The following is a 19,335-nucleotide window of genomic DNA, read 5'->3' on the forward strand; positions in this document are numbered from 1 at the left end:
TAATCAGACTATTGGTTTTCTAAAATATTAAGATGTTAAGATTTCCTCTGCTGTCAGCGTCAGTTCAGGAAAAGTTCGTGACACAATTCGTTCTGAACCTCTAAAATATGTGCATTGGTATTTTCCATCAGCATCTAATAGAAAAACAAACACAGCCGGAACTTTTGGATTTACCAAATACTCTCTTAGCCCAATTGCCAAATAATCTACAATCCAATATTCTGTAATACCTAAACGTTGATATTCATCCAATTTATCAATGTAATCATCTTCCCAATTAGTTAATGTCACTTCTATAGCTAATTGGATAGGTTCTTCAAGTGCAGTATAAGCAGAACGATTTGAGCGCCATTTATCTTTATCTATAACACTTACATCAGGCTTGCACCCTTGCTCTATGCCATTGGCAGTTATAGTTTTAAAGACTGCTGTGTTATTAACTACATAATTCAGATTTAGTCGCCTAATTTCATGATTGAAACCAAACAATAGAAAATTAGCGACATCATCATGATTTCTGGTTGCACGCACTTCTACAATTTCTCCATCTACAAGTTCATATAAACCTGACTCTGGACACTGTTCTAAAAATTGGTCAAAAGTTAACTTTTGTTTAGTGTATGTTTTCATCGCGCTACCTCTCTTTAAACTTTCTGAATAAACCGCCGTCCTAGCAAACCTTGGGGTCTAACTAATAGCATGATAAACAAAATTGCAAAGGCTACTGCGTCTTTATATCCAGAATAATCAGCAGGGACAAACGCCTCTACTAATCCAATTACTAAGCCTCCCAGCACTGCACCAGGAATACTACCTAAACCACCTAAGACAATTACTGCTAAACCCCGCAAACCAAAAGCAATGCCGAAATATGGCCCAGCAATACTAACACTAGAGGCGACTAAAGTTCCTGCTAATCCTGCTAAAAAACTGCTGATGAAGAATGTTAGGATGATAAAGCGATCGCTATTAATTCCTAACAAACTAGCTGTAGTTGGATCTTCTGCGATCGCCTGCATTGCCTTACCATATTTAGTTCTATTGATAAAATAGGTAAGAATTGCCACAATCACCACTGATACAGTAAAAATTACCACCTGAACAGTGCGAATCGGAATTGGGTTTTCCGGACTACCAAAGTTAATCGCAGGTGGCAATTTTCCGTAAGTATCTGCGGGATATGTGTAACTTTCTGCACCTACTAAATACTGGATTAAGTTCACAATTACCACTGCTACTCCCAAGCTGGAAACAACAGTTAGTAAAGGGTCAGATCCTTGACGGCGCAAAGGTTGAAAAGCAACGCGTTCCATCACTACCCCGACCAATCCCGCCAAGGTGCTTCCTAAAATCAAGGATATAGCAAATGGTAATTTTATCGGCAAAGCTGCATTAGCTAGCAAGCCGTTAAATCCAAAGTTTTCACCCATGAGTGCATAAGTGAAATATGCACCCAAGGCAAAAATCGCACCATGAGCTAAATTAATGATGCCCAAAATAGAATAAACTAAGGTGTATCCCAATGCAAAAATTGCATAGATACTACCTATAGATAATCCGTTCAAAAATTGTTGCAGAAATAGAGTTATATCCATGTTGCAACTATTTTATAAATACGAACTTTCCAGTGTTTCCATCTTTATCCATCTTAATTTGGGCGACGTAAAATTCTTTTTGAACCACATCACCTGCTGGTGTAAAAGCAATCTCGCCTAAAGGAGTATTATACTTTCCCGCGAGTAGTTGCTTGTTCAATTCTGTACGCAGTTTATCAAGAGATAATGTGCTGATTTTAGATTTTTTATCCAACTCTTTAAGAGCTTCAACATACACCTGCACCGCAGCAAAAGATTGACCAGTGAATTGGGCTGGTTCTTTCTTGTATTGCTCAATATAGGCTTGGCGAAATATTTTATTAATCTCACCAGGATATTCAGGACTGTAAGCTTGAGCAATCAGCACACCATCGCAAAGTGCTTTACACACTGATAAAACATTTGGTGTATTTAGACCATTACCACCAATAATTATGCCTTTATAACCTAGTTCTCGCAGTTGTCGCACTAAGTTACCACCATCAGCAGCTAGTCCCGAAATAATTACCAAATCTGGTTTTAAGTTAATTGCATTGGTAGCTTGGGCTTGAAAGTCTGTATCAGTAGTTTGAAACTTTTGAACTGTTAATAATTCTAGCCCTTGATCTTTAACTGTTTGTTGAAAAATCTCCGTTTCTGATTTGTTAAATGCATCATTTTGGGCGTAAAAAACTGCCACTTTTTTAATGTTAGGATTCTGCTTAAGTGCAGCTTTCACCGAATTAGGGGCAACAATAGAGACGGGGGCAGATACACGAGCTACATAATCACCAATTTCTGGAATTCCTTTTGCGGTATTTGATGCTCCAATAACTGGCACTTTAGCACGTTCGGCGATAGGGTCAGCACTAAAAGCTTGCTGTGACAAAGTAGGGCCAACAATACCGACAACTTTATCTTTATTAATTAAAGTTTGAAAAGCGTTAATTGCTCCAGCTTCATCACCGCTAGTATCTTGGTTTACCAATTTAATCGGAGTACCATTAATACCACCTTTACTATTGAAATACTTCTCGGCAATTCTGGCTCCAACAAATCCCTCTTGACCAAGTAATGCGACGTTGCTGGTTTGTGCTAAGGCAATACCGATGGGAATAGCACTTGATGTAGTGGTTGTCTGGGTAGTGTTAGTTGTAGTAGTATTTGGAGAATTTGTCACAGTTACAGATCCACCGCCGCCACCACAGCCTGTTAGTAGCAAAGCACAAGTTGATAATAATGCTGTTGTCTGAGCAATCGCGTTGTTCATCGTTAAATAATCATCTAGTTATGAGATATTCGGCAAGAGTTAATAGTAAAGTTCATAATCTGCAAACAAAATGATGCAGATTTACACTTTTGCACGAATTCTATTAAATCATTCTTATTTCACCATGCAAAGAGAAATATTCAAAGTGCTTGTAAATACAAATTATTATAATTAGTAATGATTTTATCATTCCCTGGTTTTAGTGCTATGAAGTCGCTGGAAAATTATCCGCATCAGAGCGTCTGTGTTAACCAGGTAATTTTAGGTGGGTTAAGTATTGAGTAAGGAATCTTAAGTGCTTTTTTCATTACCAGTTAATTCTCTAGGTTCGTAGTGACGGCAACCGTTACATGGGCCTTCGGGATTGATAGCACAGCGGATATAGCCAGATCGAGCATTAAACTTGCAGCTGATATCGCCAATTAAATAACCCACCCCTTCTAAATAATAGCGATCGCCTTCCACAGGCCTGACGTTTTGCCGTCCCTGTACCACTGGAAAATTCATGGCTGCTTGCCTCATCCGCAAGCGCGAGCGCTGGGTTTTGCGGATCATCCACAGGGAAAACAGGGACGGTAAAAAACCAATGGCAATCACTAAAAGTGTCTTTAACACCTTCTTTTTACCTCTTCTGTGCACTGATTGATTGTCCCTGATGTTACACTCTGGTTTTACGGAAGTGCAAATATTAGGGCGGCTTTGTTTCTTTGTCACCAACTATGGTTGCAAAGAAATAATGGCAGTGTAGTCTCTAGCAATTTTGAGAAATAAGTTCCTTCTGCCACTTCAATCAGCATAACTGTTACAACCTCAAGGGTGAGATGCCGTTGAATGTTGATAATTTTAAGATTTGTTGACTAATACCTTTTTGAACAAGCATTTTGTGTCAGCCTCAGCCCCATTCTTGTTTTTTGTGTGTGGCTGTGATGCTAATCTTTTTTTGGTTTGCTGACGAAGTTGCTGTGCTAGCTGTGTGGCTTCCCTTTCGGCTCGGAATAAATCAACTTTTCGCGTCGTCAGAATAAATGAGTTGTCAGGCTTTTGTTTCACCCAAGGAACGCTAACTGTAAAATACTGACAAATATTTTTGCATGGCTCCTGATTTAGAACTGGGTAACTTTTTTGAGTATTTAGGGTGTTAGCGATCGCTTTCAACTCGAATATCGCTGCTTCTAACTCTCCTGCCATCTGATTGATACGTTCAACTTGTGTAATCAAACGCTCTCCTTCGCTGATGATTTTTTCCTCTTGGGGTCGCAGTGGCACTATAGCAGTAGTTACAGATTTAGGCTGCAACAACGAAACTTTCCGCAAAATGGGCTTTTTGTCCGTGTCTGGGATTTTTTTCATACTACCTCAAGCAAGGCTAGCTGACTTGTAAGGCATTTTAGCAGTAAATAGTATTTTTGTACTAAAACAATTTACCTTGAACATCAGCGAATTTCAAAGTCCCTCTCCCAAGCTTGGGAGAGGGATTTAGGGTGAGGGCTTTTGATTCATGCCAGAAGTCTATTATGATGAAGCGAAAATAGTGCCGCCAACTGGGCTTCACTGTGGAAACACTCAGACTCATCAACACTGATAATATTGTTAATTAGAGTTATTGATCGTTAATTACTTTATGAAAATAAGAATATACGAAATAGCTGATACCAAAGAAATTATGAAATTGTTCTACGACACTATTCATGAGGTGAATATTCTTGATTATACAGAAGAACAAGTAGCTGCTTGGGCACCAGCAAATATGGATATTGAAGTTTGGATTAAAAGTTTAGGAAGTAAGTTTACTTATGTAGCAGAAGAACAAGACAAAATTATTGGTTTTGGAGAATTAGAGGCTAATGGTCATATTGACCGTTTCTATTGTCATAAAGATTTTCAAAGGAAAGGTGTTGGTAAGAAAATCCTAGAACAGATTGAATTAAAAGCAAACTCTTTAGGGGTGGAAAAGTTATTTACAGAAGCCAGTATTACAGCTAAACCTTTTTTTGAGAGTCAGGGATTTATTGTTATAAAAAAGCAAGAAGTAGAGCGTAGAGGGCAAAAGCTGATAAATTTTGTCATGGAAAAACACTTCAAAAATTACTAAATTCACTGGATTCAAGCAATTTCAAAAAAGTTGTTCTAGCTTATGGTTTGTAAGCTAGAGCCAGCATCACAGAAGCGGGAATTTCCACACCATTTTCTGTGACATACTTTGAGGCTCCCTGGATAATTGCGTTTTCAATATTACACCGTTGCTCATCGCTTTGCATTGCCAACATCGACCCCAGACGCACCGAACTTACAACAATCTTTGGCATCACATCTTCAGGTGTAGAGAAAGTCCACTTGATGGGCAGTTCCGTGACAGACACCTGAGTGAATCCCTCGGCGCTTAAAACCATTTTGCATTCAGTGGGGTCGCCAAAGCGAAACAGGGGTGGCCCAGAAGGTAGATCCACATCCATGCTGCCATAAGTCTGCACCGAACCCAGTATCAGAGCCATAAATGGATTATGCGTTGGCGGTGTCCAGCAGGTGAAAGCATAGCACCCTCCCGGTTTTAGTACGCGAAAGGATTCAGCGATCGCTTTTTCTGGGTTTGGGAAATGGAGGATACCCAAGCTACAAACCACCGCCTCAAACTGGGCCGACTCGAAAGTTAGGTTCTCAGCATCCCCATGATGGAATGACCCTTGAGGACATCGCTCTCTAGCAATGGCCACCATATTCTCTGCAAAGTCTAATCCTGTTACTATAGCCTGCCGCTTTAGTGCTGCGGCACTAAGCCCACCCAGTTCCGCAAGCTACATCCAGCAATCGAATACCAGACTTAGCTCCGACGGCATCCAATATGGCTTCATCTACCTGAGAAGTCACAACAGCGATACCTCCGGTGAGCTTCTCTACGAGACGCTCCGCGAACGCTAACGCGCGATCGTATTCTTGAGCTACAAGAGAAAATTTGTTGCGCTCGAATTGCTTGAATGCCTCGTAAGTAATGGTGGAATCATCTGTCATTTATTCACATCCAACAACCGCGAAGTTTGTAACCGACTCATCCACTTCTCTAAATAAACTCGATTATCTTTTTGCTCATTTGGATCTTTAGTATCTAAAGGATGAGGCATCAGTCCTAAAATCGTTGCTGTCGTCACGCAAAACATCGATTTTTGGAAACTCATGCAAATTTGGACTCGCAAATCATCTTCACCCCGAAGACTGCGACGATAAATTTCGTGCAAATACTCTGGAAGATAATGACGCATATCTTGCATCAACAAGGTAGGAGGAATACCGGCGCCGCCGATGGGTAAAGGATCGGCATACAATGCACCATATTGAAATCGGGTTTGATCTGGGGGAATTTGATATCCTTGGGCATTATATGAAACTGTGCCGTGGAAAGGAGTTCCTCGGAAAAATACTGCTTCTACATAAGGTATTGCTGTATCTGCTAAGAAGGTCAAACCAACGCTTTTGGGAATGATTTCATAGACCTTACCTCGAATTTTAACAGCGTAGGTAATTGGGTTTGATGCATTTGCCACTAACCCGGCTTTAATGTGGTCTACAACTTGGGGAATCGATTTAATTTCGCCTCGGTCATAGCGGTCTGATAAACTGAGGAACATATCAGCCATGACTCGCCAGAATTGACCTAAACCAGTGTAGTAAGCAGAGACGCGCAACTGTTCTGTTAAGAAATCTGGAAACAGTTGGTTGATACTCAGAATGAAAGGATTCTTTTTAAATTTTGCGGCAATAACGGCTTGCGCTCTTTCTTGAAATTCTTCTGTATCTAAATACGTATCTAGTCCGCCACCACCGTGCCACATCATGCCTTTCATGCAATATTCAGCATATTCAAAATTAATTCGGTCATGCCACCAGTGACGGAGTAATTTCTGAAAAGAAACCTTTCCATTAAAGTATTTAAAAAATGGGAAAAATACTAAAAACTGATGTTCAGCAATATAGTTAAGATTTTTTGAGTAAGCATCTAAAACTACCCCATAGCTTTTAAGAATACCAACAACTTCCAGCACATTCTCTGGACTATCGGGGAGTAATGCATCTCCTTTTTGTAGACGTTCAATATACTCAGCTAAAGGATTGTGAATAGCTCTTTTTTTAATAGTTACCATTGCCATCTCTCCAAAAAGTTTAGGGATTAGTCATTAGTCATTTGTCATTAGTCATTTGTCATTGGGCATGGTTATTCTCCTTGTCCCCTTGTCCTTAATCCCTAGTACAGCACGGTGGAAGTAAACCACCCATTTCAAATCTATGAAACGCTTATGCTGTATTCATTTTTAATTTTTAATTCCGCCTTGCGGTACTAGTCCCCATTGCTTTATCTAAGGACACTACTACTACGTTTTGGGTATTTACCATTGCTGTAATTGTTGGTTCAGTCCAACGCACTAACCAACCAGGTTGAATGCCGAAAATCACAATCAACACAGCTAAAATTGCAGCTGGGATGCGATCGCTCCAATACACACGCGGTAAGTTGGTAACTGATGCAGACAGGCGTCCAAAAAAGGCGCGGTTGACAAGAATTAAGAAGTAAACTGCTGTTAAACCTGTACCAAGCATACATAACAGGGTTTGTACTGGAAAAACTGGAAAACTTCCCCGATAAACTACGAATTCGGAAATAAACCCTAGCATTCCCGGTATACCAGCGCTGGCCATGACTCCGACAATCATCAAGCTACCGATTACTGGCATACCTCGTTCTGGGTTCAGCAATCCTTGAATAATTGCTAAATCACGGCTTCCGGCTTTTTTATACACAACCCCTACCAGCAAAAACAGCATTGCCGAAATCAAGCCGTGGCTAATCATTTGCATCACAGCACCCAACACACTTAAAGGTGTCGCCGCTGCCGCCGCTAAAAGCACGTAACCCATGTGTCCAATGGAGCTGTATGCTACCATTTTTTTCATATCGGTTTGGGCGATCGCACAAGATGAACCATACAGTACACTCACTACTGCCCAAGTCGCCAACCAAGGAGCCAGATAATTCCAAGCTTCTGGTAACAAGTTCATGCCAAAGCGCAGTAAGCCGTAAGTTCCCAACTTCAACAGCACCCCAGCCAATAGCACGGAAATCGGTGTGGAAGCTTCAACGTGAGCATCTGGCAACCAAGTATGGAAGGGAACCAAGGGAATTTTAATCCCAAAACCGACCAAAATTCCTGCTAGCAATAAAAGCTGTGTTGCTAGAGGTAAAGTTGTCGTGTTCAAGGTTGCTAGTGCAAAGTTAGAGGAACCACTCAGCCAAACCATGCCGAGGAAACTTGCTAAAATCAGGATTCCCGAAACGGCTGTATAAATGAGAAATTTGGTAGCAGCATAACCCCGCTTGGCACCACCCCAAATAGCTATCAGCAAATACAGCGGAATCAGTTCCAATTCGTAAAACAGGAAAAATAGCAGTAAATCCTGTGCGAGAAAGGCTCCTGTCACCCCAGCGCTTAATAATAGTATCAAAGAGTAATAAAATTTAGGGCGCTGTAGCGATTCATCGCTGCTGTAGATCGCAATACAAGTTAACAATCCATTTAAAACCAGCAACGGCAAAGATAAACCATCTATGCCAAGGTTATAGTTCAAGCCTAAAGCATCTACCCAAGGGAGAGACTCGGCAAACTGTTGAGTAATTTCCCCTGGATGAAACTGAATCGCTAGTACGATTGTCCACAAGAAAGCAATACTGGCAAAGAGCAAAGCCACCACACGGGCGAATTTCCCACTGATACCAGAGGGGGAGAAACCAATTAAAGCTGCGCCGATTAACGGCACTAGAATTAAAACACTAAGCATAGACTTTAGGTAAGGGGAGCAGGGGAAGCAGGGGAAGCAGGGGAGAAATAATAACTCCTGTACAGACAAGGGTTAATCGCGTCTCTACTCTTAACTCGTTTAAAAAGGCAATTTATCTAGTAAACCCAATGACCAACTCATGAAAAAACCCAGGACGCTGACAACTGCTAGGATGGTCAACATATAGCCCTGAGATTGCCCAGAAATGCTGTATTTTAAAGTTTGTCCGCCGAGAATGGTTGCAAACCCAACCAAGTTTACTAAACCGTCAACTAAGTAGCGATCGCTCCAAGCAGAAATTTTAGATAGCAGTCCTACTACACTTACCACGGTTACAAAATAAACTCGGTCAATATAAAAATCATAACCTAACAGGTCTTGCAGAAATCTCCATGCCAAGATTCTGGATCTGGACCAAGCTTTGTGCAGATAAACTGTACACCCTACACCTACCCCCACTACGGTAGAACCAAACAAGGCTAACACCACATACCAATTAATACTTTCCCAATCTGGTAGTAAGTACCATTGCTGTAGCATCAGAGGTAGAAGCAGAGTCAGCACTGTCAGAAACACCATTGGCAAGGCCATCTGCCAACCAACTTCTGGGGTGCGACGGGTCTTTTGTTGCGGTTTCCCCCAGAAGACTAATCTAAATACTCTCGTCAAATTCAATGCTGTCAAACCATTGACTAATATTAAAACCCCAATTACCCAAGGGCTAATATTCACGAAACCGTCAGCCCATGCTAACATTGCCCAGAAACTTCCTAGTGGTAGCAGTGTTACCATCCCGGCTGAACCGACTATAAAGGCCGTGGTGGTGGCTGGCATTCGTGACCACAAACCGCCCATTTCTGTTAAGTCCTGGCTTTGGGTAGTCAAGATGACTGAACCTGAACTCATAAATAATAATGCTTTGGCGATCGCATGAGCTAACAGCAACATCAAGGCTACACCCCCTTGCTGCAACCCCACTGCCAAAAACACTAAGCCCATATATGCACTGGTGGAATGAGATAGCGATCGCTTAATGTCAATTTGAGCTATGGAGACTAATGTCGCCCCAATCGCCGTCACTGTACCCATGACTACCAAGGCATTCAAGGCAACTGGTGATAGGGCTAACAATGGTTGAAATCTATACAGTAAATAAGCACCACCAGCTACTACCAGCGAGTTCCGCATTACCGAGGCGGGGTTGGGTCCTTCCATTGCCTCATCTAACCACAGGTGTAGTGGAAATTGGGCACATTTACCAGCAGGCCCAGCAATTAGTGCCAATCCTAGCAGCGTCGATGTCATTGGACTTAAATTAGCTGTTTGCGCCCACTCATATAAATCCGAAAAGTTCAAACTTCCAGCTAAGGTGGAAAGTGTCACTACAGCCATCAGCAGCAACAAGTCTCCTACCCGTTTAGTCCAAAACGCATCCCGCGCCGCCGTTACTACTAGTGGTTGAGCATACCAGAACCCCACCAGTAAGTAAGTCGAAAGCGTCAAGACTTCCAAAAGGGCATAGCTGAGAAACAAAGAATCACTGATTGCTAGACCACTCAGCGCTGCTTCAAAAAATCCCAGCAGCGCAAAAAAGCGCGCTAACGACCAGTCTTTTTCCATGTAACCCAGAGCGTAAACTTGTGCCAGTAAGCTTAACCCTGTAATTAAAACTGTTGCCCCAATGCTGACTGGCGATAGTTCCAAGGAAAAAGATAAGTCTAAATCTGCTGCTTTGAACCAATTGATTAGTAAGTTTTCTGGTTCTCTATCCCAGATATTTTTAAATACAAACAGGCTATGGATGAAAGCTAAAACGGTCGTCAACAAGTTCAAGTATGCCGCAGGTCTTGGCCCTGTTCGCTGAATTATTCCTATTCCCCACGGCAAGGCCAAAATTGCGCCCAATAAGCTATACAAAGGCACAAACCAACATGTTGAAAATAGAAATTGATCCATTTAAATTTCCCTTGATGACTCAGCCTTGATTTTAAAAAAATCCAAACCAATTTTTATTTAATAAAATTAATTTATCAAAATATCGATGTTTTTTTACTATTATTTTAACTAAACTTCCAGAAGTACTTTTACTTAAAGTTACCCTATTAATTATAAGTAAAATATAACTTTACATAAGCAAAAGCATTTACTTGCCTTAACATCACCGACCTTTTTACATTTGTATTTCTACTTTGACCAGAGTAATTTATACGATATATTTGAAAAAATTATATATGTTTCACCTAGTCCTTGTACACTTAGGAATATTTGAGGAAAGATAGATACAGCAAAACATACAGCCGCTGCTTATCCCTCGTCAGATAGGATTAGCCTTGGTTATGAATGTCGTTTTGTAAATGTGATAAAGAAATTATAAAGCATAAGTGCCTGCTCAAGGAATCAGTAAACTTTAATTGCTCAGAAGCCTATATAAATTTATGTTAAGTTTTTTAAAACTTTCTTATCATAAACTATTATAGTAATTTATATTGCCAGGAACGCCAAGCTTTCCTATGCTTAATTTGGAAGTGTTTTCTTAGCTATAAGATCAGGCTCTCCCCGTCGAAAAATTCAAACGACAGTACAGATTGCATTAATTTTGTAGGAGTTCTGCGATGCCAATTGCAGTTGGAATGATTGAAACGAAGGGCTTTCCAGCAGTGGTGGAAGCTGCTGATGCGATGGTGAAAGCCGCCCGTGTCACCTTAGTAGGGTATGAAAAAATTGGTAGCGCTCGCGTCACCGTGATAGTTAGGGGAGATGTATCGGAAGTGCAAGCTTCCGTAGCAGCTGGAGTTGAAGCGGCGAAAAGAGTCTTTGGTGGTGAAGTGTTATCCACTCACATCATTGCTCGTCCTCACGAAAACCTGGAATACGTCTTGCCAATACGTTACACAGAAGCGGTGGAACAATTCCGTACTTAAAAGCTGTTTAAACAAAGTAATTAACGCTCTTTATCTGATTGAGCATCACTTTTGTCCAAGGCTAAAAAACTTTGAAATAGGGATTAAAACTAATGTCAATTGCAGTGGGAATGGTTGAAACGCTAGGCTTTCCAGCAGTGGTGGAAGCCGCTGATGCGATGGTGAAAGCTGCCCGCGTCACTTTAGTAGGTTATGAAAAAATCGGTAGTGGTCGGGTGACAGTAATTGTCCGGGGTGACGTTTCGGAAGTGCAAGCTTCTGTGGCCGCAGGAGTTGAATCTGTAAAGCGAGTCAATGGCGGGCAAGTGCTGTCTACTCATATCATTGCTCGTCCTCACGAAAACTTGGAATACGTCCTTCCAATTCGTTATACCGAAGATGTGGAGCAGTTCCGGGAAAATGTGAATGCAATTCGTCCTTTTGGTAGAAGACCGTAATTTGTAATGCAAGTTGCCAAAGTTCGCGGCACAGTAGTTAGCACCCAAAAAGATCCAAGTCTTAGAGGTGTAAAACTACTGTTGTTACAATTAGTGGATGAAGACGGAAACATCCTGCCACAATATGAAGTAGCAGCAGATAGTGTGGGAGCAGGAGTAGATGAGTGGGTACTTGTCAGTCGTGGCAGTGCTGCTCGTCAAGTGCTTGGAAATGAACAACGTCCATTAGATGCAGTAGTGGTGGCGATCATAGATACCATTCACGTTGAAGATCGCCTCATTTACAGCAAAAAAGATCAATATCGGTAGTCATTGGTCATTTAGTCATTGGTCATTAGTCATTAGTCATTAGCTCTCGACAAATGACAAAGGACAAATGACAAATGACAATTGACAACTGACAATACAGGAGGAATCTCGCGATGGCAGTCCGCAGCACGGCGGCACCCCCAACCCCGTGGTCAAGGAATTTAGCTGAACCCAAAGTCCATGAAACTGCCTTTGTACATTCATTCTCCAATGTAATTGGGGATGTACGAATAGGTGCAAATGTAATCGTTGCTCCGGGGACTACGATTAGAGCGGATGAAGGCACACCTTTTTATCTGGGTGAAAACACCAATATTCAAGATGGTGTTGTCATTCATGGGTTGGAGCAAGGTCGAGTAATTGGCGATGACCAAAATAAATACTCGGTATGGATTGGTAAAAACACTTGCATTACCCACATGGCTCTAATTCACGGGCCAGCTTATGTAGGTGATAATTCCTTCATTGGCTTTCGCTCTACGGTGTTTAATGCCAGGGTGGGTGCAGGTTGCATCGTGATGATGCACGCTTTAATTCAGGATGTAGAGATTCCCTCTGGTAAGTATGTACCTTCGGGAGCGATAATTACCAGCCAGCAGCAAGCTGACCGCTTGCCAGATGTGCAAGATCAGGATAAGGAATTTGCTCATCATGTGGTTGGAATTAATCAGGCATTACGAGCTGGTTATCTCTGTGCTGCGGATAGCAAATGTATAGCACCCATTCGGGATGAGAACGCTAAATCTTATACAGGTAATGGTATTACTGTTTTAGAGTTGGAAAGGAGTAGTGAAGTGTCGAGCAATAGCTTGGGTGCAGAAACAATAGATCAGTTGCGGTATCTATTGGGGCAAGGGTATAAAATTGGTACGGAACATGTAGACCAAAGACGGTTCCGCACGGGTTCTTGGACTAGTTGCCAACCAATCGAACCAAGATCGCTCGGTGAAGCGATAGCAGCATTAGAAAGCTGTTTAACAAACCATAGCGGCGAGTATGTCCGATTGTTTGGCATTGACAAAGGTAGACGGCGCGTGCTAGAAACCATCATCCAACGTCCGGATGATGATGTAAAACCAGCTACCAGCTTTAAAGCGCCGGCTAGTCGTGGCAATAGCAGTTACAGCAGCTACAGCAGCAGTAATGGTAATGGTAACGGTTCTAGCAGTGGCAAAGTCAGTGGCGAAACTTTAGAGCAAATCCGCCAACTATTGGCAGGTGGTTACAAAATTGGCATGGAACACGTAGATGAGCGTCGTTTCCGCACTGGTTCCTGGACTAGTTGCAAGCCAATTGAAGCAACTTCCACAAATCAAGTCATCTCCGCCTTGGAAGAATGTATAGCAAGTCATCAAGGCGAGTATGTGCGTTTAATCGGCATTGATACCAAAGCTAAACGGCGGGTATTAGAGACCATTATCCAACGTCCAAATGGTCAAGTAGGTTCCTCTGGTAGTCACAAATCATTTACTACTAGTGCAGCACCCTTTGCTACGGGAACAGCTAGCAGTAACCGCTTGAGTTCTGAAGTAGTAGACCAACTCCGGCACTTATTGGCTGGCGGGTCTAAAATTAGCCTTGAACACGTGGATGAGCGCCGCTTCCGTACAGGTTCCTGGACTAGTACCGGTCAAATTCAAGCCTCCTCAGAAAGAGAAGCGATCGCAGCCGTAGAAGCACAACTCGGCGAATACGAAGGGGAATATGTACGCTTAATTGGTATTGACCCGAAAGCCAAACGGCGGGTATTAGAGACTATTATCCAACGTCCAAACGATCAAGTAGCCTCCTCTGGCAGTCAGAAATCATTTACTAGCAGTGCATCCTCTACTACTGCTACAGCAACAGCTACTAGTACCCGCTTGAGTTCTGAAGTAGTAGACCAACTCCGGCAATTATTGGCTAGCGGCTCAAAAATTAGCATTGAACACGTAGATCAGCGGCGATTCCGTACAGGTTCCTGGACTAGTACCGGTCAAATTCAAGCATCGTCAGAAAGAGAAGCGATCGCAGCCGTAGAAAGACAACTCGGCGAATACGAAGGGGAATATGTGCGCTTAATTGGTGTTGACCCCAAAGCCAAGCGTCGCGTATTAGAAACGATTATTCAACGACCATAGTAGTGCTGAGTTAAAAGTGCTGAGTGCTGAGTTAACACTTTAAAGACACCAGTCACACCAACTGTAAACTCAGATTTTGAAACATACTAATTACTCCGCACTTAGCACTCAGCACGGGCTAAACGCCCCGAAGAAAGCTAACAGCACTCAGAACTACATCCGGCTTCCGAGGTTAAAATTTCCATGTCTGTGCCGCTACTGCGCCTCAGCAATAACTTTGATACTTACATTAGTGGTGAGGTAACTATTCATCCAAGCGCGGTACTTGCACCTGGGGTGATCCTCCAAGCGGCTATAAACAGCAAGATCATCATTGGGCCAGGGGTCTGTATTGGCATGGGAGCAATTCTCCAAGTCCATGAAGGCACCATAGAGGTAGAAGCAGGTGCAAACCTGGGAGCAGGTTTTTTGATGATTGGCAAGGGCAAAATTGGTGCAAATGCTTGTATTGGTTCTGCGACTACAATTTTTAACTATTCGGTTGAACCTGGACAAGTAGTACCACCTGGTTCAATTTTAGGAGACACCAGTCGGCAGATTGCTCAAACAAAGCAGCTAGAACCATCTACAAATACACCACCGAAGGAAGAGGAAAATGGCTCAGGTGGAGTTAAGGAAAAGGAAATTTCCTCAACTAATTTCTCAGCTTCGGCTTTTGTAGATTTCAAACAAAACAAGTCGATTTCTTATTTTAAATCTCCCGCGACTCTAGAAAGTCAGCCTCCTCCTCTGGAGGAACCAAGGAATTATGCTGACTCCACTTTGGCGGAAGCCGCCCAACCGTCTACAGAACATAACTTAGACCCCAGTCAGCCCGCCGCAGAATCGCCTAACGGTTTTGGGACTCAAATTTATGGACAAGGGAGCATAAGCAGACTGTTGACTACATTGTTTCCTCATAGACAATCCTTGAGCGACCCAAACTCTGACGATTAGCCTGAGTAAGTGTTAATTGTAAGTTGTCGGCTTTTTCCGTATTTTGGAGAATTCATCATGGAAACATCTAATCAACGGTCTATTCGCACCATCCAGGGAGCGAGTAGTCAAGAAACCTTTCAGGATACTGCTTTGGGTTTAGTTTCTACCCGCAGCTTTCCGGCGATCGTTGGGACGGCGGATATGATGCTGAAATCAGCGGGAGTTCACCTGGTTGGGTATGAAAAAATTGGTGGCGGTCATTGTACTGCGATCATCCGGGGTGGAATTGCTGATGTGCGTCTGGCGGTAGAATCAGGTGTGCAAACGGCTGAACAGTTTGGTCAGTTGGTTTCTAGTTTGGTGATTCCCCGACCCTATCCCAACCTAGATATAGTGCTTCCCATCACAACTCGTTTCACTAAATTAATGCAAGAGGGCAATTCCAGCCGTCTGAGTAACCAAGCAATTGGTTTGGTAGAAACGCGAGGATTTCCCGCGATGGTAGGAGCATGTGATGCCATGCTCAAAGCTGCTGATGTTCATTTAGCAGCATACGAGAAAATTGGTGGGGGTTTGTGTACAGCAATTATTCGTGGTTCCGTAGCAAATGTGGCGGTAGCAGTGGAAGCGGGAATGTTTGAAGCAGAACGCATTGGGGAATTGAATGCAGTGATGGTAATTCCCCGACCGCTGGACGAAATGGAGTTAACCTTGCCACTAGCAAGCTGCTGGATAGAAGAACGCGAACCGTTAAACTTGCCAGTGAATATTAAAGAACAAGTTGCGGAACTCGAGGTACTAAGATTACCAGACTTAACCAAACTACCTACAAAAGTTCAAGAAGAATTATGGAATGATGAATGATGATAGATGAATTTTGAAAAATCATCATTCAGCATTCATCGTTTAGATGGAAGGCATCTTACGCTTTAGCTATTCTGAATAATAGCTTTTTCAATCCATAAATAAAATACCTTTATTTTAATCTAAACGGTAGAGTTTTATCTATGATAAAACTCGTAACTTTCTGTGAGCATCACTATATCATTTGTCAGTGTTCAGCAATACTAGTTTTATATCTATTAATCGCTATCTATAGGAGAATCACCCTTGAACCAAGCGACGCTGCACCAGTTAAAGGTGTTCGAGGCGGCGGCACGGCATAGTAGCTTTACTCGTGCTGCTGAGGAATTGTTTCTCACCCAACCTACCGTTTCTATGCAGATCAAGCAACTAACAAAATCGGTAGGTTTGCCATTATTTGAGCAAGTGGGGAAGCGATTGTATCTGACGGAGGCAGGACGAGAATTATTTGCTACTTGTCGGCAGATTTTTCACAATATAGCCCAGTATGAAATGAAGGTAGCAGATTTAAAAGGGCTAAAACAGGGACAATTACGTTTGGCAGTGATTACAACAGCAAAATATTTTATCCCACGTTTGTTAGGGCCATTTTGCGAACTTTATCCAGGGATTGATATCTCGCTGCAAGTAACAAATCACGAACAAATTTTGGAACGGATGAGTCAGAATCTGGATGACTTATATATTATGAGTCAAATTCCAGACAATATAGATGTGACTTGTGAACCATTTCTAGAAAATCCTTTGATTGTATTTGCACCGACTAATCATTCTTTATCCAAAGAAAAAAATATTCCTATACAACGCCTGTCTAACCAACCTTTTATTATGCGGGAACCAGGTTCAGGAACTCGTCGCGCCGTCCAAAAGCTATTTGAAGAAGAAGGGGTGACGGTAAAAGTCAAGCTAGAATTGGGAAGTAATGAAGCAATTAAACAAGCGATCGCAGGTGGTTTAGGTATTTCTGTTTTATCTCGTCATACCTTACTATCAGACACTTCAGAGTTCAGTATTTTAGATGTACAACACTTCCCGATTCAGCGATATTGGTACATGGTTTACCCATCTGGCAAGCAGCTGTCTATCGTCGCTCGTGCCTATTATGAGTATCTACTAGGTGCGGCGAAGAATTTCGTCGAGCAAAATGCTGATACTGCTTCTAGCACGCTTGAACCAATTCACGGGTAATACCAATTCTCTATGAAGCTGCACATTATTTTGACTCCTCCCAACCTCCCCGAACTCGCGGGTAGGTGCCGCGGTGGGGTTTTTTCTATGCGTCTTCATAAATAAATGGTATAATTCGTAATTCGTAATTACGAATTACGAATTACGAATTAGCTAAAGGGGTTGACTGTTATACCGGGAAACATTGACAATTAACCAGCAGAATCATTAAAAATGGGGGAAAACTGGCAGTGGTTAACCCGGAAATACCGTCTTGGCGCAAAACAGTACAAAGCGAGATTGTAGCTGTTACCGTGTATTCTGACAGAGCATTGGTTACACGGCGGGGTGTAGTTGATTTAACAGGAATTGAACAGGAATTAGTAATTACCCCAGTGCCAATGACTCTAGAAACTGAGTCTGTTCGGGTTAGCGGTACAGGTACGGTAGGGGTGCGCTTGGTGGGAGTTAGTAGCGATCGCATCTACACTACTGAACCTGTAGCGGAACGAGTAGCACATTTGACAAGGCAAATTCAGCAATTAGAGGTAGAAAAACGCCACCTGCAAGCCCAGGTGGATGCTTTAGCATTGCAATCTAGTTTTATCGCCGGCTTACGTGAAAAAACAGAAGAACCCTTTTCACAGAGTTTGTCTCGAAAAAATCTCAGCCTCAGCGAAACATTGGATTTCCTCAACTTTCTCGGAAGCCAGTATAGTGAATATGCGATCGCATCTGGAGAGTGCAAAACCCAACAGCAGGAATTAGATAAACAACTGCAAGCACTGCACACCTCATTGCAAATAATCCAAACACCCCATCCTAAAGAAAGTTTTAGCTTAGTTGTAGCAGTTGAAGTAGCGGGTGAAGGTGAATTTGAATTAGAGGTATCCTACATAGTAAATCGCGCTAGTTGGACTCCCCTTTATGACTTACGCTTTAGCACTACCAGCGATATTGTACATCTAAGTTACCTTGCAGAAATCACTCAAAGCACAGGCGAAGATTGGATTGGTGCAAATCTCACCCTTTCTACCGCTAAACCGGGATTAGGTACACTTCCACCCAAACTTCAACCCTGGTATATTGATGCGCCACGTCCCCAAAGAATGCGAAGATCTCGACTAGCTGCCGCCCAGCCACCACTGCTGCCTAGCATACCAGAGCCGCCTGCTTCTGCTGCCAGAGCGGATTGGCAAGAACAAGATGAAGTTGCAGAGGATAGTCTAATCGCAGCAGAAACCGTTACAGCAGAAGTATCTAAAGAAGGGAGTGTAGTTACCTTTAAACTGAATGCTGGTGGTAATATTCCCAGCGATGGCGCACCCCATAAAATTACGATTTTCAACGATGATTATCCTTGTAGCTTCGATTATGTGGCAATGCCGCGCTTGGTAAGTTTTGCTTATCTACAAGCAAATGTGAAAAATAGTCCCAACGGTGCGACTTTGTTACCAGGTAAAGCGAATATTTTCCGCGACAACGTTTTTGTCGGCACTACTGGGTTAGAGAATATTGCACCAGGGCAAGAATTCAAACTGAATTTAGGAATTGACGAAGGTTTAAAAATAGAGCGCGACTTAGTTGAACGTCTGGTAGATAAAAAATTAATTAGCAACCAGCGGCGGATTACTTATAGTTATCGGTTGATAATTACTAACTTACTCGACAAAGAAGTAAATCTGAAACTCACTGAACAATTGCCAGTTAGCCGCAACGAGCAAATTAAAGTACGTCTCAGTCGCAGCAATCCACAAATTCAACTTGGTGAAATGGGGATTTTAGAATGGCTGTTAACTCTTCCAGCCCAAGAGCGACGAGAGATATATTACCAATTTAATGTTGAACATCCGCCTGACTTAATGGTAGTTGGGTTAAATATTTAGGAAATCCCAAAAATTGAAGGAGGCAGAAAGAGCAAATCGGCTATAG

At 42.4% G+C, this 19,335-nt stretch carries 19 protein-coding genes; 9 read left to right on the plus strand and 10 right to left on the minus strand.

The window, feature by feature from the left end; genetic code table 11:
• Positions 1 to 27: 27 nt before the first annotated feature.
• From V7L12_RS06580 to V7L12_RS06600, 5 genes are all read right to left on the minus strand, one after another.
• Positions 28 to 630 (minus strand): Uma2 family endonuclease, encoded by a 603-nt coding sequence (locus tag V7L12_RS06580; RefSeq protein WP_335083179.1) that lies wholly within the window; start codon positions 628 to 630, stop codon positions 28 to 30.
• 14 nt (positions 631 to 644) lie between these two features.
• Entirely contained in the window at positions 645 to 1,595 is a 951-nt protein-coding gene (locus V7L12_RS06585; RefSeq protein ID WP_335083181.1) for a branched-chain amino acid ABC transporter permease, read from the minus strand.
• A gap of 7 nt (positions 1,596 to 1,602) precedes the next feature.
• A complete protein-coding gene (locus V7L12_RS06590) occupies positions 1,603 to 2,844 on the minus strand; it encodes an ABC transporter substrate-binding protein (RefSeq protein ID WP_335083183.1) in 1,242 nt (413 codons plus the stop codon).
• 291 nt (positions 2,845 to 3,135) lie between these two features.
• Positions 3,136 to 3,459 carry a DUF6464 family protein gene (locus V7L12_RS06595; RefSeq protein ID WP_335083185.1) on the minus strand — a complete coding sequence of 108 codons (324 nt, stop codon included), beginning with the start codon at positions 3,457 to 3,459 and terminating at the stop codon, positions 3,136 to 3,138.
• A 228-nt stretch (positions 3,460 to 3,687) separates the two neighbouring features.
• Positions 3,688 to 4,194 (minus strand): hypothetical protein, encoded by a 507-nt coding sequence (locus V7L12_RS06600; protein ID WP_335083187.1) that lies wholly within the window; start codon positions 4,192 to 4,194, stop codon positions 3,688 to 3,690.
• A 271-nt stretch (positions 4,195 to 4,465) separates the two neighbouring features.
• Between V7L12_RS06600 and V7L12_RS06605 the strand changes: the two genes are divergently transcribed.
• Positions 4,466 to 4,936: a GNAT family N-acetyltransferase gene (locus V7L12_RS06605; protein ID WP_335083189.1), complete on the plus strand. Its 471-nt coding sequence runs from the start codon at positions 4,466 to 4,468 to the stop codon at positions 4,934 to 4,936.
• Positions 4,937 to 4,976: 40 nt separating this feature from the next.
• Here the strand turns inward: V7L12_RS06605 and V7L12_RS06610 are convergent, their stop codons facing one another.
• The 5 genes from V7L12_RS06610 to V7L12_RS06630 form a co-directional block, all read right to left on the minus strand.
• Positions 4,977 to 5,627 carry a class I SAM-dependent methyltransferase gene (locus V7L12_RS06610; protein ID WP_335083330.1) on the minus strand — a complete coding sequence of 217 codons (651 nt, stop codon included), beginning with the start codon at positions 5,625 to 5,627 and terminating at the stop codon, positions 4,977 to 4,979.
• Complete coding sequence (locus V7L12_RS06615) at positions 5,614 to 5,850, minus strand: hypothetical protein (protein ID WP_335083191.1); 237 nt, start codon at positions 5,848 to 5,850, stop codon at positions 5,614 to 5,616. Before V7L12_RS06615 ends, V7L12_RS06610 begins: the two co-directional genes overlap by 14 nt.
• A complete protein-coding gene (locus tag V7L12_RS06620; RefSeq protein ID WP_335083193.1) occupies positions 5,847 to 6,977 on the minus strand; it encodes a CO2 hydration protein in 1,131 nt (376 codons plus the stop codon). Before V7L12_RS06620 ends, V7L12_RS06615 begins: the two co-directional genes overlap by 4 nt.
• 175 nt (positions 6,978 to 7,152) lie before the next feature.
• Positions 7,153 to 8,667: an NADH-quinone oxidoreductase subunit M gene (locus V7L12_RS06625; protein WP_335083195.1), complete on the minus strand. Its 1,515-nt coding sequence runs from the start codon at positions 8,665 to 8,667 to the stop codon at positions 7,153 to 7,155.
• Positions 8,668 to 8,766: 99 nt separating this feature from the next.
• Positions 8,767 to 10,623 (minus strand): NAD(P)H-quinone oxidoreductase subunit F, encoded by a 1,857-nt coding sequence (locus V7L12_RS06630; RefSeq protein ID WP_335083197.1) that lies wholly within the window; start codon positions 10,621 to 10,623, stop codon positions 8,767 to 8,769.
• Positions 10,624 to 11,279: 656 nt separating this feature from the next.
• Here V7L12_RS06630 and V7L12_RS06635 point away from each other — a divergent pair.
• From V7L12_RS06635 to V7L12_RS06670, 8 genes are all read left to right on the plus strand, one after another.
• Positions 11,280 to 11,588 carry a carbon dioxide-concentrating mechanism protein CcmK gene (locus V7L12_RS06635; protein ID WP_012410633.1) on the plus strand — a complete coding sequence of 103 codons (309 nt, stop codon included), beginning with the start codon at positions 11,280 to 11,282 and terminating at the stop codon, positions 11,586 to 11,588.
• Positions 11,589 to 11,680: 92 nt separating this feature from the next.
• The gene (locus V7L12_RS06640; protein WP_010995041.1) at positions 11,681 to 12,025 is read left to right on the plus strand and encodes a carbon dioxide-concentrating mechanism protein CcmK; all 345 of its coding nucleotides are present in this window, start codon (positions 11,681 to 11,683) and stop codon (positions 12,023 to 12,025) included.
• A 6-nt stretch (positions 12,026 to 12,031) separates the two neighbouring features.
• Positions 12,032 to 12,334 carry a EutN/CcmL family microcompartment protein gene (locus V7L12_RS06645; protein WP_229460483.1) on the plus strand — a complete coding sequence of 101 codons (303 nt, stop codon included), beginning with the start codon at positions 12,032 to 12,034 and terminating at the stop codon, positions 12,332 to 12,334.
• Between the two features lie 113 nt (positions 12,335 to 12,447).
• Entirely contained in the window at positions 12,448 to 14,454 is a 2,007-nt protein-coding gene (locus V7L12_RS06650; RefSeq protein WP_335083199.1) for a ribulose bisphosphate carboxylase small subunit, read from the plus strand.
• Between the two features lie 183 nt (positions 14,455 to 14,637).
• On the plus strand, positions 14,638 to 15,390 hold the full coding sequence (locus tag V7L12_RS06655; protein ID WP_334822934.1) for a transferase: 753 nt from the start codon (positions 14,638 to 14,640) through the stop codon (positions 15,388 to 15,390).
• A 57-nt stretch (positions 15,391 to 15,447) separates the two neighbouring features.
• Positions 15,448 to 16,236 carry a BMC domain-containing protein gene (locus V7L12_RS06660; protein ID WP_335083201.1) on the plus strand — a complete coding sequence of 263 codons (789 nt, stop codon included), beginning with the start codon at positions 15,448 to 15,450 and terminating at the stop codon, positions 16,234 to 16,236.
• A 246-nt stretch (positions 16,237 to 16,482) separates the two neighbouring features.
• Entirely contained in the window at positions 16,483 to 17,424 is a 942-nt protein-coding gene (locus V7L12_RS06665) for a LysR family transcriptional regulator (protein WP_335083203.1), read from the plus strand.
• A 230-nt stretch (positions 17,425 to 17,654) separates the two neighbouring features.
• A complete protein-coding gene (locus V7L12_RS06670) occupies positions 17,655 to 19,289 on the plus strand; it encodes a mucoidy inhibitor MuiA family protein (RefSeq protein WP_335083205.1) in 1,635 nt (544 codons plus the stop codon).
• The last annotated feature ends 46 nt before the right edge of the window (positions 19,290 to 19,335 follow it).

It is taken from the genome of Nostoc sp. (assembly GCF_036918245.1).
Classification (GTDB): Bacteria; Cyanobacteriota; Cyanobacteriia; order Cyanobacteriales; family Nostocaceae; genus Nostoc.